General features: G+C 73.7%; 14 protein-coding genes. 6 read left to right on the forward strand and 8 right to left on the reverse strand.

Features of this window, described 5'->3' with window-relative positions:
- Positions 1 to 119: 119 nt before the first annotated feature.
- A complete protein-coding gene (locus ACFY3N_RS24625) occupies positions 120 to 1,484 on the forward strand; it encodes an FAD-dependent oxidoreductase (protein ID WP_390818878.1) in 1,365 nt (454 codons plus the stop codon).
- Between the two features lie 76 nt (positions 1,485 to 1,560).
- On the opposite strand, the gene ACFY3N_RS24630 is transcribed toward ACFY3N_RS24625, so the two are convergent.
- Together ACFY3N_RS24630 and ACFY3N_RS24635 are read right to left on the reverse strand one after the other, a co-directional pair.
- Positions 1,561 to 3,930 carry a glycoside hydrolase family 65 protein gene (locus tag ACFY3N_RS24630; protein WP_390818879.1) on the reverse strand — a complete coding sequence of 790 codons (2,370 nt, stop codon included), beginning with the start codon at positions 3,928 to 3,930 and terminating at the stop codon, positions 1,561 to 1,563.
- A gap of 169 nt (positions 3,931 to 4,099) precedes the next feature.
- The gene (locus tag ACFY3N_RS24635; protein ID WP_390818880.1) at positions 4,100 to 5,830 is read right to left on the reverse strand and encodes a GAF domain-containing protein; all 1,731 of its coding nucleotides are present in this window, start codon (positions 5,828 to 5,830) and stop codon (positions 4,100 to 4,102) included.
- Between the two features lie 345 nt (positions 5,831 to 6,175).
- On the opposite strand from ACFY3N_RS24635, the gene ACFY3N_RS24640 reads away from it, so the two are divergent.
- Positions 6,176 to 7,378 (forward strand): globin domain-containing protein, encoded by a 1,203-nt coding sequence (locus ACFY3N_RS24640; protein ID WP_390818881.1) that lies wholly within the window; start codon positions 6,176 to 6,178, stop codon positions 7,376 to 7,378.
- A 52-nt stretch (positions 7,379 to 7,430) separates the two neighbouring features.
- On the opposite strand, the gene ACFY3N_RS24645 is transcribed toward ACFY3N_RS24640, so the two are convergent.
- The 4 genes from ACFY3N_RS24645 to ACFY3N_RS24660 all read right to left on the reverse strand — a co-directional run bounded on the left by ACFY3N_RS24645 (position 7,431) and on the right by ACFY3N_RS24660 (position 9,630).
- Complete coding sequence (locus tag ACFY3N_RS24645) at positions 7,431 to 7,805, reverse strand: hypothetical protein (RefSeq protein ID WP_390818882.1); 375 nt, start codon at positions 7,803 to 7,805, stop codon at positions 7,431 to 7,433.
- A gap of 96 nt (positions 7,806 to 7,901) precedes the next feature.
- Positions 7,902 to 8,420, reverse strand: coding sequence for a roadblock/LC7 domain-containing protein (locus tag ACFY3N_RS24650; RefSeq protein ID WP_390818883.1), 519 nt, complete (start codon positions 8,418 to 8,420; stop codon positions 7,902 to 7,904).
- A gap of 38 nt (positions 8,421 to 8,458) precedes the next feature.
- The gene (locus tag ACFY3N_RS24655) at positions 8,459 to 9,235 is read right to left on the reverse strand and encodes a hypothetical protein (protein WP_390818884.1); all 777 of its coding nucleotides are present in this window, start codon (positions 9,233 to 9,235) and stop codon (positions 8,459 to 8,461) included.
- Complete coding sequence (locus ACFY3N_RS24660) at positions 9,232 to 9,630, reverse strand: hypothetical protein (RefSeq protein ID WP_390818885.1); 399 nt, start codon at positions 9,628 to 9,630, stop codon at positions 9,232 to 9,234. Before ACFY3N_RS24660 ends, ACFY3N_RS24655 begins: the two co-directional genes overlap by 4 nt.
- 394 nt (positions 9,631 to 10,024) lie before the next feature.
- Between ACFY3N_RS24660 and ACFY3N_RS24665 the strand changes: the two genes are divergently transcribed.
- From ACFY3N_RS24665 to tgmB, 4 genes are all read left to right on the forward strand, one after another.
- A complete protein-coding gene (locus ACFY3N_RS24665; protein WP_390818886.1) occupies positions 10,025 to 11,176 on the forward strand; it encodes a hypothetical protein in 1,152 nt (383 codons plus the stop codon).
- Between the two features lie 377 nt (positions 11,177 to 11,553).
- Positions 11,554 to 11,880, forward strand: a complete 327-nt coding sequence (locus ACFY3N_RS24670) for a YkvA family protein (RefSeq protein ID WP_390818887.1) — start codon at positions 11,554 to 11,556, stop codon at positions 11,878 to 11,880.
- A 120-nt stretch (positions 11,881 to 12,000) separates the two neighbouring features.
- A complete protein-coding gene (tgmA, locus tag ACFY3N_RS24675; protein ID WP_004935783.1) occupies positions 12,001 to 12,192 on the forward strand; it encodes a putative ATP-grasp-modified RiPP in 192 nt (63 codons plus the stop codon).
- A gap of 16 nt (positions 12,193 to 12,208) precedes the next feature.
- Complete coding sequence (gene tgmB / locus ACFY3N_RS24680) at positions 12,209 to 13,192, forward strand: ATP-grasp ribosomal peptide maturase (RefSeq protein WP_390818888.1); 984 nt, start codon at positions 12,209 to 12,211, stop codon at positions 13,190 to 13,192.
- 22 nt (positions 13,193 to 13,214) lie between these two features.
- Here the strand turns inward: tgmB and ACFY3N_RS24685 are convergent, their stop codons facing one another.
- Both ACFY3N_RS24685 and ACFY3N_RS24690 read right to left on the reverse strand, forming a co-directional pair.
- Positions 13,215 to 13,430, reverse strand: a complete 216-nt coding sequence (locus ACFY3N_RS24685; protein ID WP_073934139.1) for a hypothetical protein — start codon at positions 13,428 to 13,430, stop codon at positions 13,215 to 13,217.
- A 159-nt stretch (positions 13,431 to 13,589) separates the two neighbouring features.
- Positions 13,590 to 14,063 carry a hypothetical protein gene (locus tag ACFY3N_RS24690; RefSeq protein WP_390818889.1) on the reverse strand — a complete coding sequence of 158 codons (474 nt, stop codon included), beginning with the start codon at positions 14,061 to 14,063 and terminating at the stop codon, positions 13,590 to 13,592.
- Positions 14,064 to 14,228: the final 165 nt, after the last annotated feature.

Genomic DNA, 14,228 nt, shown 5'->3' on the forward strand with positions numbered 1-14,228 from the left:
GGGGAGTCCTCATAAGAGAGACTTATGAGTCCATAGACCGGACCCGCGTACCAGGTAAGGCATGCCTCAGTCTAGGCTTCCAACCGAGTCGTCTGTCATCGCTCGAAGGGAACCTGACCATGCCCCGCCCCCTGCGGGTAGCCATCGTCGGATCCGGCCCCGCCGGGATCTACGCCGCCGACGCCCTGCTCAAGTCCGACGTGGCCGCCGAACCGGGCGTGTCCATCGACATCTTCGAGCGCATGCCGGCGCCGTTCGGACTGATCCGTTACGGCGTCGCCCCCGACCACCCGCGGATCAAGGGCATCATCACCGCCCTGCACCAAGTGCTCGACAAGCCGCAGATCCGGCTGTTCGGCAACGTGGACTACGGCACCGACCTCCACCTCGACGATCTGCGCGCGTTCTACGACGGTGTGATCTTCGCCACCGGCGCCACGGCCGACCGCGCGCTGCCGATCCCGGGCATCGACCTGGACGGCTCCTACGGCGCCGCGGACTTCGTCTCCTGGTACGACGGCCACCCGGACGTGCCGCGCACCTGGCCGCTCGAGGCCGAGAAGGTCGCCGTGCTCGGCGTCGGCAACGTCGCCCTCGACGTGGCCCGGATCCTGGCCAAGACGGCCGACGAGCTGCTGCCCACCGAGATCCCGCCGAACGTCCACGAGGGCCTGAAGGCCAACAAGGCGGTGGAGATCCACGTCTTCGGCCGCCGTGGGCCGGCGCAGGCGAAGTTCAGCCCGATGGAGCTGCGGGAGCTGGACCACTCCCCCACCATTGAGGTGATCGTCGACCCCGAGGACATCGACTACGACGACGGTTCGATCGCCACCCGGCGCGGCAACAAGCAGGCCGACATGGTCGCCAAGACCCTGGAGAACTGGGCGATCCGCGACGTCGGCGACCGTCCGCACAAGCTGTTCCTGCACTTCTTCGAGTCGCCCACCGAGATCCTCGGCGAGGACGGCAAGGTCGTCGGCCTGCGCACCGAGCGCACCGAGCTCGACGGCACCGGCAACGTGAAGGGGACCGGCGAGTTCAAGGACTGGGACGTCAGCGCGGTCTACCGGGCCGTGGGCTACCTCTCCGACAAGCTCCCCAAGCTGCCCTGGGACGTCGACTCCGGCACGGTCCCGGACGAGGGCGGGCGCGTCGTCCAGGAGACCGGTGAGCACCTGGACTCCACGTACGTCACCGGCTGGATCCGGCGCGGTCCGGTGGGCCTGATCGGCCACACCAAGGGCGACGCCAACGAGACGGTGGGGAATCTGCTGGCGGACTACGCGGGCGGCCGGCTCCAGACGCCCGCGTCGCCGGACCCCGAGGCCGTGGACGCGTTCCTCGCCGAACGCGGCATCCGCTTCACCACCTGGGACGGCTGGTACCGCCTGGACGCCGCGGAGAAGGCGCTGGGCGAGCCGCAGGGCCGTGAACGCGTGAAGATCGTGGAGCGCGAGGACATGCTGCGCGAGAGCGGCGCCTGACCCCCTGCCCCGCAAGGGCCCGACCACCGAGCGCCCGTCCGGTCCGTTTCCGGGACCGGACGGGCGCTCGCGCGTCTCAGCCGGGGAGCGCCAGGCGGTCCGTTTCACCGGGCTGGAGGCGGACCGTGCGGTCCGGGAGGTGGACCTCGATCGGGGAACGGCCGGAGGCGGGCACGGCGATCTCCAGCAGGCCGTGTTCCAGCCGCAGCCGGACGCCCCAGTGGCCGTGGTAGCGCAGGGTGAAGCCGTAGGAGGACAGTTCGGGCAGGGGCACCGGGTCGAGCCACAGGGCTCCGCCGCGGGTCTCGAGACCGGTCAGTCCGCGCTGGACGAGGTCGAGGGTGCCGGCCATGGCGCCGAGGTGGATCCCCTCTCCGGTGGTGCCGCCCTGGATGTCGGCGATGTCCGCCCGCAGGGCCTCCTGGCAGAACTTCCAGGCGTCCGCGCGCCGGGCCCGGGCCAGCACCCGGCCGTGGACCAGGCCGCTGAGGGTGGAGCCGTGGCTGGTGCGGTGCAGGTAGTGGTCGACCGTGCGCCGCCAGGTTCGTTCGTCCAGGCTCATCCCCAGCCTGCGGAAGATCCCCTGGAGTTCGGCGGGCGAGAAGAGGTAGCCCAGCATCAGGACGTCCGCCTGCTTGGAGGCCTGGTAGCGGTTGACGCTGTCGCCCTCGGCCTCCAGCAGCCGGTCCAGGCGCCGGATGTCGCCGTAGCGGTGCCGGTAGCCCCGCCAGTCGAGTTCGGCGAGTTCGCCGTAGCCCTCGAACTGGCTGATGACGCCGTGGTGGAGGGGGACGTGGAGGGTGCGGGAGACCTCCTCCCACTGCTCCAGTTCCCTCGCGTCCAGTCCGGTCCGCTCGGCGAGTTCACGGCGGCGCGGCTCGGGCAGACCGCGCAGCACGTCCAGGGTGCGGGCGAGCACCCAGGCGGCCGTGACATTGGTGTACGCGTTGTCGTCGAGTCCCGGTTCGACGGCGTCCGGGTAGGCGTCGTGGTACTCGTCGGGGCCGACCACGCCCTTGATGCGGTAGCGGCCCAGCCGGTCGTCGAAGCCGGCGGAGTCCGCCCAGAAGCGGGAGATGTTCAGCAGCATCTCGGCGCCCTTGGTGTGCAGGAACTCCTGGTCGCCACTGGCCTCGCAGTACTGCCAGACGTTGTACGCGATCGCCGATCCGACGTGGTGCTGGAGGTGGGAGTGGTCGGGCAGCCAGCGGCCGGAGCGGGGGTTGAGGTGCAGCTGCTGGGTCTCCTCCCGTCCGTCGCTGCCGCTCTGCCAGGGGTACATCGCGCCGTGCCGTCCGGCGTCCCGGGCGGCGGTGCGGGCGCGCTCCAGACGCCGGTGCCGGTGGTGCAGCAGCGCGCGGGAGATCTCGGGGAAGTGCAGGTTGAGGTAGGGCAGGACGAACAGCTCGTCCCAGAAGACGTGCCCCCGGTACGCCTCGCCGTGCAGCCCCCGGGCCGGGACCCCCACGTCCAGGTCGGCGGTGTGCGGGGAGAGGGTCTGCAGGACGTGGAAGAGGTGCAGCCGCAGGATGCGGCCCGCCTCGCCGGGTACGTCCAGTTCGGCGCGGCGCCACAGCTGGTCCCAGGCCGTCAGGTGCGGCGGGAGCAGCTCGTCGAAGCCGCCCGCCCGGACCACCCGGTCGACGGCGGCGTGCAGCGGGTCGCTGATCGCGGGGTCGCGGGAGGTGTGCAGGGCGACGATCTTGTCGACGGTGACGGTCTCTCCGGCGGCCAGGTCCAGACGGGTGCTCTGCAGGGCGCGCGGGCGGTCGTGCCGGTTCGTGACGGGCGCGGGTGCCGTCAGCCGGGCGGCGAACGCGATCCGGACGTCCGAGGTGCGGGTGCGGCAGCGCAGCCACACCGTGTCCGCGGCGGTCGTGCCGGTGAGCACGTGGGTCAGATGACGGCCGTCCAGCTCCCGGTAGCGCGGCACCCCGGTGTTGGTGACGTCGCCGTCGAGCGCCGCCTCGGTCTCCAGGGCGCCGGAGAAGCCCTCGGCGGTGAACTCGGTGCGCAGGCCCGCCAGATGGGGGTCGGCCATGTGCACGAAGCGGTGCTGGCGCACCAGGAGCGTCCGTCCGGCGCCGAGGCCGTACCGCGTCCTGCGCTCCAGGAGTCCCGAGGACAGGTGCAGGGTCTCGCCGTGGTCGAGCACGTGCGCGGTGTCGGGGGTGAGCCAGGGCTCGCCGGGGAGCCGGAAGCGCAGCGGCAGCCAGTTGGGGAGGTTGACCATGTCCTCGTTCTCGACGCGCCGTCCGGCGACGTCGGAGACGAGCCGGTTGTAGACGCCGGCCGCGTACGTGCCCGGGTAGTGCACCTCGTCCGCGGAACACTCCGGCAGTGCGCCCCGGGTGGCGAAGTATCCGTTGCCCAGGGTGCACAGCGACTCCCTCAGGCGCGCGTCGGCGGGGTCGTACCCCTCGTGCTCCCAGGTCCAGCCCGTCACTGCGACGCTCCTCCCGCCGACGGCCACCACGCGGCCCCGCGCCGCGGCGTTCCGTCCCGGAGCCGTCACCGGCGGCGAGGCCCCCGCCGGTCCCGGAGGGACGGCCGCCACGGCCGACCACCGGAGTACCCGTGGCGGGTGCCCGGCACACACGGACCGGCACAGCCGCCTACCGCTCCCCCACCGGCACGCGCCACAGCAGGGTGGTGCCCCCGTCGGCGGAGCCGGTGACGTCGAACGTGCCGCCCAGCCGTTCCGCGCGTTCGGCCATGTTGCGCAGCCCGCTGCGGCGGCCCCCGTCCGGAACGCCCACGCCGTTGTCCGCCACCGTCAGCCGTACCTCGCGTCCGTCGGTCTCGAGCACCACCTCGGCCCGGTCGGCGCGGGCGTGCCGGGCGATGTTGGTCAGCGCCTCGGAGAGCACGGCCACCAGGTGGTCGGCGACCTCCTTGGAGACGTGGGTGTCGATCAGGCCCTCCATCCGCACGCTCGGGGGGAAGCCCAGCACGGGTGCGGCCTCGCCGACCACCCGTACGACGCGGGCCCGCAGACCGGTTCCGCCGCCGCCCTCGTCGGCGGGCGAGCGCAGGCCGAAGATGGTCGACCGGATGATCTTGATGGTCTCGTCCAGGTCGTCCACGGCCCGCAGCACCCGCTCCGAGGCCCCCTTGTGCTCGATGAACCGGCCGGCGCTCTGCAGCGTCATGCCGGTGGCGAACAGCCGCTGGATCGCCAGATCGTGCAGATCGCGGGCGATCCGGTCGCGGTCCTCGAGCACGGCGATCTGCTCGGCGTCCTGGCGGCGTTCCGCCAGCTCCATCGCCACGGCCGCCTGGGCGGCGAAACCCCGCAGCGGTTCGATCTCCTCGTCCGTGAACGCGTTGCGGCCCGCGGCCCGCACCAGCAGGACGATGCCGCGCACGCCCTCGCCCGACCCGATGGGCACGGCGGCCGCCGGACCGAGGTCCGTGTACCGCTGGGGGCCCGGGAAGACCCGGTCGTCGTGCGCGATGTCCGCGCTGGTGACGGGAGCGGCGCTGGTGAAGGCGCGGCCCAGCAGGCTGTCGTCGACGGGCACGACGAGCCCGCGGTGGGTGTCCGCGCCCTGCCCGAGGGCCAGTTCCACGGTCAGTGAGTCGGTGCCGGCCATGGGCACCGCGACCACGGCGAGGGCGGCCCCGGTGATCTCCCGGGCGCGTTCCGCGATGAGCAGGAGCGCCGCGCCGCGTTCGCTGCCGGACATCAGTCCGTGGGTGATCTCGGCGTTGGCCCGCAGCCACCGCTCGCGCAGCCGGGACTCCTCGTACAGGCGGGCGTTGTCGATGGCGACGCCGGCCGCGACCGCGAGGGTGGACAGGACCGACTCGTCCTCCTCGTCGAAGTCCGCCCCGCCCCGCTTCTCGGTCAGGTACAGGTTGCCGAAGACCTGGTCGCGGACCCGGATGGGAACCCCGAGGAAGGTGTTCATGGGCGGGTGGTGGGGCGGGAATCCGTAGGAGGCGGGGTGGTCGGAGAGTTTCGCCATCCGCAGCGGCTCCGGATGGCGGATCAGCTCGCCGAGGATGCCGTGGCCCTCGGGGTAGTGGCCGATGCGGGCGATCTCCTCCTCGCTGACCCCGACGGTGTGGAAGGCGGACAGCCGCTTGCCGTCCGGGCCGATCACGCCCAGTGCCGCGTACTCCGCGTCGACCAGCGCCGCCGCGGCCTCCACGATGCTGTGCAGCACCTGCTCCAGGTCGAGTTCCCGGCCGACCGAGAGAACGGCCTCCAGCAGACTGCGCACCCGGTCGCGGGTGCCACGGGCCGCGTCGATCCGCGCCTGGAGCTCCTCCAGCAGCTCGTCGAGCCTCAGCTGCGGTAGCCGTACCCGGGCGTCCTCGTCCCGCTCGGAGCCTGCCACCCGTGTGCCTCCCGTCCCCTCGTCCGACGCCGTCGCCCGGCGGCCACCCGGTCGGCGCCCCGGTAACGGTCCGGCAAAGGTGACGGTACGGCATGGGCCGGGCGGCCGGACCGGCGGGGAGCACGGGTGGGCGGCCGGCCCGTCGTACCGGACGGGGCCGGCCGGCCCCGTCCCGCGGCCGCCCTGCGGGGCCGGAGGTCCCCTTCCGGCGGGACGACGGTCCCGCGTCGCCCCCGACGGCCTCCTTACCCATGGTAACGGGCAGGTCGGATTGCTATACAGGTGCTGCCGCCGGTCCGGATCCGCGGCCGATCCGCTTCCCCCGTCCCGCCCTTGGGAGACCTCATGCTGTCCGAAGAGTCCGCCGCAGTGCTGCGGGCCACCCTGCCCGCCGTGGCCGGGGCGCTCGACGAGATCACCACGCGTTTCTACGGCTCGATGTTCCGCGACCGGCCCGAGCTGCTGGACGGCCTGTTCAACCGGGGCAACCAGGCCAGTGGCGCCCAGCGCCGGGCGCTCGCCGGGTCCATAGCCGGTTTCGCCCAGGCGCTCCTCGCCGACCCGGACACCCGGCCGGACGCCCTGCTGTCCCGGATCGCCCACAAGCACGTGGCGGTCGGGATCACCGACGACCAGTACACGATCGTGCACAAGTACCTGTTCGGCGCCATCGCCGAGGTGCTGGGCGACGCGGTGACGCCCGAGGTCGCCGCAGCCTGGGACGAGGTGTACTGGCTGATGGCCGGCGCCCTCATCGCCCGGGAGGCGCGCCTGTACCACGACGCCGGCGTCGAAGCGGGCGACATCTGGCGCCCCTGGACGGTCGTGGAACGCCACGAGGAGACGGACGACGTGGTATCGTTCCTGCTGCGCCCCGCCGACGGCAGGCCCGCCCCGCCGGCCCGGGCGGGCCAGTACGTCAGCGTGAGACTGCGCATGCCCGACGGGGTGCACCAGCTGCGCCAGTACAGCCTGTCCTCGGACCCCGGGGACGAGCTGCGCCGCATCACCGTCAAACGGCTCGCGGGAGCGGACGGCGCACCGGACGGCGAGGTCTCCAACCTGCTGCACGAGCGGACCGGCACCGGTGACGAGCTCATACTGTCCGTGCCCGCCGGCGACGTGGCGCTCGACGAGGCCGACACGCCGCTGGTCCTGGTCTCGGCCGGCATCGGCTGCACCCCGGTGCTGGGCATGCTTGCCCGGCTGGCCGCCACCGGCTCCACCCGGCGGGTGCTCGTCCTGCACGCCGACGGCTCGCCCGCCGAGCACGCCCTGCGCACCGAGACCCGCGAGACGGTGGCCTCGCTGCCCGACGCGGAGGCGGTCTTCTGGTACGAGCGCCCCGGCCCCGAGGAGCCGGACGCCCGAAGCGGCCTGATGGACCTCGCGGGAATCGACGTACCGGCGGACGCGACGGTGTACCTGTGCGGCCCGCTGCCGTTCATGCGGGCCGTGCGCGGCCGGCTGCTCGACGCCGGGGTGCCCGCCCGCTCCATCCGCTACGAGGTCTTCGGTCCCGACCTGTGGCTCCCGGAGGCGGCCTGACCGCCGCGGGCCCTCCGCGCCCACGGCGGCGCGGAGGGCCCGCGGCGGCGGATCAGACCTCGAGCTCGGCCTCGATGCGGCGCAACTGGTGCCGCGCCATGGCCAGATTGGCCCGGCCGCCGTCGAGCACCAGGTACAGGAAGAGACCGTTCCCGCCGCGTCCCTTGAGCAGGCGGATGAGGTGGTACTGGCTGCTCAGGGTGATCAGGATGTCCTCGATCTCCTCGTTCAGCCCCAGGTGTTCCATGGTGCGCAGCTTGGACCGCACGACGTCGGTGTTGCCGGCGGCGGCGACCTCCAGGTTGAAGTCCTTGCCGCCGCCCAGCGTGCCGAGGGCCATGCCGCTGGTGTAGTCGACCAGTGCGACGGCCGTCGCGCCGTCGATGGAGCTGAGGCATTCCTTGAGCGAGGTCTCGGTGTTGGCCATGGGACGTGTCCTTTTCGGTCGTGATGGGTGATTCGGGCCGGCCGCCGGGTCGTGCGGAGGCGTCCGGCCGGAGGAGAGCCGGAGGAGAGCCGGGGGTCAGCCGCCGGGCTGGGGCCGGGGCCGGTGTGCGGGCCGCTGCGGGGTCCGCACCGGGAGGGTGCCGATGGGCCGGACCGGGTCCTGGGCCGGCCCGGGGGGCTCCGGGGCCGCCGGCCGGTCGGCGTGCCGCCCTCCGCCCGGGCCGATGCGGGTGTCCACCAGCTCCGCGATCCGGGCACCGCTGCGCCGCCCCTCCAGGTGCAGCCGGCCCACGTTGACCCGGTCGTCGGCGAGGAGGGTGAGGACGGCGGTGGTGCCGGCCGCGTAGGTCGCGATGTAGCCCCGGCTGCCGCGCACCAGGAGTTCGCGGAACTCCCCGCGGGCGGCGGCGTCCGCCATGCGGTAGGCGACGCCGAGCGCGGCGGCGGTGAGCGCGGCCAGCCCCTCCGGTTCGGTCTCCGGCACGTCGTGGGCGAGGACGAGTCCGTCGACGGTGGCCGCGAGGGAGCCCGCCAGCCGGGGTACGCGGGTGCGGAGCCGACGCAGTTCGTCCAGCACGTCGGTCTCGACGGCCATGAGCAGTCTCCTTTCGGCACGCTGTCGGCGCGCGCGGATCACAGTGCCTCCAAGGCGTCCAGGAGCCGTCTCAGCAGCGCTGCGTCGGGCTCGTCCCACGCCGCGCCGCCCGCGTCGGGGACGGCGTGGACGGGCGTGGCGGGCGGGGGTGGCGCGGGGGTGACCAGTCCGCCGGCGGCCAGGCGGCGCAGTTCGACGAGGGTGTGGAAGGTGCGGTGGGCGAGGGCCGCGGCGATCTGCGCGGCGGTGCGGGCGCCGTCGACCTGGGCGAGGGTACGGGCGCGGCGGGGCGGCAGTTCGGCGGGAGGGGCGCCGGGCACGCGGGTGAGCGGGGCGGTGTCGACGGCCGGGTCGGGCCAGATGCGGTGCAGCAGGTCGCGGCGGCGCCGTGACTCGCCGAGCACGGTCGCCACGGGTACGGGGCGGACCGCGCCGAGCCAGTGCGCGACTCCGGGGCGGAAGCGGAGCGTGGCGCCGTCGTGGGCGAGCGCGAAGTACGCCGCGTCGAACAGGGCGCCCAGATGGCACAGTTCCAGCGCTCCGGTGGTGAGGCGCCCGCTGTCCACCAGGTGGCGGCCGACGCGGTGCACCGCCCCCGCCCGTTCGACCGCGTCCCACCAGCCGGCCGGGGCGACGGCGCCGCTGCGGGTGAGCAGGTCGCCGAGGTCGGGGCTGTAGGCGGACTCGACGTGGACGACGCGTCCGGCCGAGAGGTAGAAGATCCCGGACTCCGTGGAGAGCGCCCCGGTGGCGTGGTCGGCCGCGAGGGTGCCGAGCAGCGCCGGCGCGGTTCCGTCGGTGCACGCCGTGGTCATCCGAGCACCAGCCGGTCCGCCATCTCGGCCAGCCGGATCCGGGCCAGGGCGAGGTTGCCGTCGGCGCGGTCGAGCCAGAGGTACAGGAACACCGTGCTGTCGAAGGTCGTGACGACGAAGCGCAGGAGGTGGTACGCGTCGGCGGTGGTGAGGATCAGGTCGTCGACGGGTGGTTCCCCGCCCGTCCCGGCCCGGCCGCCGCCGGGCGCGAGCGTGCCGCTCTCCATGGCCAGGCGGGCGAGTTCGGCGGTCTCCGCGGCCGTGGCCTCCGCGTCCCCAGCGGGCGCCTCGCCCACCGCCCCCAGGGCGAGGCCGCTGATCCAGTCGGCCACCAGGGCACCGCGCGCCCCCGGCAGACGCATGGCTTCCAGCAGGCTCTCGTCGATTCCGGGCACGCCGGATCCCCCTTCTCGCACGGCTGTACCGCGAACGTGACGCCGACGCTACGGTGTGTGCTCGATCGAGGTGAGGACTTTGGCGTTTTCCGGGGGAATATGCGACAGGGACGGTGCGCCCCTGGTAGGGTCCGGGCTTTTGCCGCCGGAACCGGAGCGGGGGGCGGCCGGGCGCGGGCGGGGGCGGCCCCGACGCGGATGACGGGCCGGCCCCGCCCGCGGGACCCGTGGTGGCGACGACCTCGCCACCGGGACCACGGGTGAACCGCCGTCACCCTGTGCGCGCCGCGCACACCCCGTGCGCGACACGCCGTCGGGCGGAGCCCCGGCTCAACCCTCCGGCCCGCCCCGACGATACTGGCAGGAGCACGCGCCCCCGTTCACGACTGGACCCATGCCGACCTCTTCCTCAGACCACTCCGCCGTCCCTCCCACCGTCTGGCTGGCCCGCGGCCGCCACACCGGCGCCACACCGGACACGGCGCTCCGGCACACCCTGCACTGGCTCAAGGCCGGCCAGGACATCGACGACTTCCTGGAACTCCCCGCCTCCGAGACCGCTCCCGACCTCGTGTTCGAGTCCCGGAGGCGGGTCGCCGGCGGGGTCACCGTGCGCGCCCGGCTGAGCCTCGCGCCCGGCACGGACGCGGGCCGGGACTGGACCCTGGTCGCCGAGGCGGAGCAGCCCTGGGACCCCTCCTGGCCGTCCCCGGCGGGCATGTTCTGGCCGTCGGAGCCGGACACCGGGTGGAACACCGACCCGGTGACGGGGCTGCGGCCGGGCGGGATCAATCCGCTCCCCGAGGACGACAAGGCCGTACGGCGGCTGCTGCGCGACTGCGCGCGCGACGCGTGGCACATCCATGTCGTCGTCCACGAGGCCATGACCACGGACGAGCGCGGCCGGGTGCCGCTCGCCCGCTGGCTGCCGCCGGGCCTGCGGGACCGGGTGGTGGAGCACCGGGCCACGCCCCAGCAGTCGCGGGTGGCGAACTGGGCGCTGCGGGAGTTCGGTGTGGAGGTTCCGCGCGGGGGCGCGGCGGTGCTGCCCGGCGGTCCGCCCCCGGAGGGCTACGACGCCGGCGCCTTCGCCGTACGCGCGGTGTTCCTGGACGGCACGGAACCGGTCGACCTCGTGGCGGCGGTGGCCCGGTACGACGCGCTGCCGCGCGCGCTGCCGGACGGGGCGCGGGAGGCGCTGACGGCGCTGCGGGAGGAGTGGCACCTGCTGACCACGGAGGAGGAACTCGCCCGCGAGCGGGCACTGGTGGCGATGTACGCCGAGGCGCTGGAGGCGATGACGAAATCCCGGGACCTCTACCGTGAGGCGGCGGAACGCGCCCACGAGGCGCTGACCGCGTACCGGGAGTCCGCCGAGTCCCCGGGCTCGGGGCAGTCCCCCGCGCCCCGGGTTCCGTCCCCCTCCCCCTCTCCCCTCCAGCACCTGACCCGCACGCTGGAACGCCTCAAGGCCGGCGCCAGGACGCGCCGCCCCACGGCCGGGGACCCGCCCGCGGAACACCGGCCGGCCGCGACGGACGGCTAGTCCTTCCGGAGCGGCGGGCCGCGGAGGGCGGGGGCGGGTCCCGCGGGCCGGGACGGGGTGGCCGGCGGGGCGTGGCGGGGCCACCTGGGCGATATGACCGGTTCGTCCGGGGAAGGCGACGGAGGGAAGGTGGCCGTGACCGGCCCACAGGGAGGGCCGATGACCATTTCCAGGCGTTCCACCGTCCGCCGCCACTCGGCTGAGCCACCCGGACGACCTGCGGCGATCCGGCGTTTCGCACGGATCCCGCGGGGCACCGGACGCGTGCGCGCATGGCCGGTCCCGGCCGCCATGGCGGCGCCGCGAGCGGGAATCCGCTCAGTGCAGGCTGTGTCGCGGCGGGGCCGCGGCACGGGTCACGGGAGGAGGGCGGTCCGTTGGAGACGACCACCGTGGTGCTCGTCGTCGCCGCGGTCCTCGCGGTCGCGGTGCTGGCCGGCGCCGTCGGCGTCCTGGTCCGACTGGTGCGCACACGGCGTGAGTTGCGTCACGCGGGGCTGCCCACGGGGCCCCGCTGGGTGTTCTGGGGCGCCGTCCTCTATCTGGTGCTGCCGGCCGATCTGCTGCCCGATCCGGTCTACCTGGACGACGTGGGCGTACTCCTGCTCGCTCTGCGCAGCGTGCAGGGTTCCTCCGGCGTCCGGGCTCCCGGAGCACGCCTCCGGCGGGGCGGCCGGCAACCCGCCGACGATTACGCTCCGTGAGGAAACCAACCACTCGTTCGATTCGTATAAGTCTCTGGAAGCCAAAAGAAGTCGGCGGACCAAGCGACGGCGCACCGTGGGCCGTTGCCTGCTCGGCGCAGCACCGACGAGGGAGAGACGATGCAACCGTTCGCGCTCAACTACGCACGTCCGGCGGTGGAGTTGGCCGTTGCCACTCCGTACGCCTATGACTCCGGACTGCAGTTGAACGTACTCGGCGACGGACGGATCGCGGCCTGCGATCACGCGCTGTTGCGCGAGGTGGGGACGACGACGTCCACCGCGGGCTCCAAGACCCACTTCGACGACTGAACGCGGACCGTAGACGATGACCGTCCTGATCCTCACCAGTGAGGAGGATGTGACCGCCGACATGGTGGTCGTCCATCTGAACGGCCGCGGGGTGCCGGTGGTGCGCCTCGATCCCGCCGATCTGACGGGCGGCGTCTCGCTGTCCGGCGAGTACGTCCACGGTCGCTTCCGCGGCCATCTGTCCACCGGTGGAAGGCTGGTGAGCATCGGCGGGCTGCGGTCCGTGTGGGTGCGCCGGCCCGGTGCACCGGCCGGCCGCGCGCCGCAGCCGTCCGCGTGGCTGACCGAGGAGGCGTCGCAGGCGCTCTACGGCATGCTGCGCGGCTGTGACGCGCGCTGGATGAACCATCCGGACGCGGCCCTGCGGGCCCGCCACAAGCCGTGGCAGCTGCGGCTGGCCCAGCGCTGCGGCCTGCCCGTGCCGGCCACAGTGATCACCACGTTCCCGCGCGCCGCGCGGGAGTTCGCGGAGCGCTTCCCGGACCTGGTGGTCAAACCGGTGTCGGGGGCACATCCGCAGGACCCGCCGCGGGCGGTGCCGACCAGCCGGGTGGCGCCGGACACGGACTTCTCCGCGGTCGCGTTCGGGCCGACGCTGCTGCAGCGGCGGATCGCCAAGCGGGCCGACATCAGGCTGACCGCGGTGGGCGAGCGGCTGCTGGCGGCCCGCAAGGCGACGCGGCCGGACGCGGATCCGGAGGAGGTGGACGTGCGTTTCGCCGCTCCCGGACCCCCCTGGGAGCCGGTCGAGGTCCCGGCGCGCACCGCCGATGCCGTACGCATGTATCTGCGCCGGTCCGGGCTGGCTTACGGGGCTTTCGACTTCGCCGAGGACGCCGACGGGACCTGGTGGTTCCTGGAATGCAACCAGTCGGGGCAGTTCGGGTTCGTGGAGGTGGAGACGGGGCAGCCGATCGCCCGGTCCATCGCCGAGTGGCTGTCCCGTCCCATTCCCGACGAGCCCGCCGAGCTCGACGAGGCGGGCAGCACGGTGCGGTGAGGGGACCGTCACCGCGCGGGGCTCAGTGCGACCGCGGCCCCGGCAGCAGGGCGGTGCGCTGCCAGCCGTTGCCCGGGGACTGGGGCCGGTCGAGGCCGGGGGCGTAACCGGGGGACTGCAGGGGCCGCATGACCAGCTCCAGCTCCCTGCTCACGCGTTCGGCCTCACGGCGCACCTGCGCGGGCACGTCGCCGCACTCCGCGATGAGTCGGTCGTAGATGGGGGAATCCTGGAACACCCGTCAACGTGCCTTTCTGCTCGTCGGCCCCGATGCGGGACGCGAGTGCAGAGTCTAGGCGGCCGATCGTGCCGAAGGGGGAATTCCCCGGTACAACGGCCCACAGAACGGATGCTCCGGAAGTGCGGCACGGATCGGGCACACCGGGCGGCCCGGCGGTCAGGCGCCCGTCGTCGAGCCGGGGCGGACGATCATCAGAACGGTGACGGTTGCCCACAGCAGGTTGAACACCCCCGTGAACATGGCGAGTTGCACCGTGCTCTGCCGGTCGGCGGGCCGTCCCCCGCCCAGCTGTCCGACGAGTTCGTCCTGCCGGGGCAGCACGAAGGCGAGCAGGACTCCGGCGGCGGCCGCGGTGAGGCCGATCGAGGTGACGAGCCACCCGTCGTCCAGGACGCCCATCGCCAGGGCGGTGGCGAGACCGAGGACGGGCACCGCGATCCCCACGCGGGCGTAGACCCGGCAGATGCGGTGGAGCAGCGCGACGGTGGCCACGGCCGTCGCGACGGGCCCGTCGCCCTCCGCCGGGACGGCACGGCGCGCGGCCGGCGGGAACATGCTGGCCGCGACGGTGACGGGACCGACGGCGACGATGGCGGCCAGGACGTGGAGGGACAGCAGGAGCTTGGTCACCGGGACTCTTTCCATGGTGGGGACGGCGGTGCCGGGCTCACGTTAGGGGCCCGCCGGGTGATCACCCAGGGGCTGGAACGACAGGATCCAACGGGTTCCCGCCAACCGCGTTCACCACGGCTCACGTGCGCCGCCTCCCCGAAGCCCCGGCTCCGGAGGGTGGCG

The sequence above is a fragment of the Streptomyces sp. NPDC000348 genome, assembly GCF_042898795.1.
GTDB lineage: Bacteria > Actinomycetota > Actinomycetes > Streptomycetales > Streptomycetaceae > Streptomyces.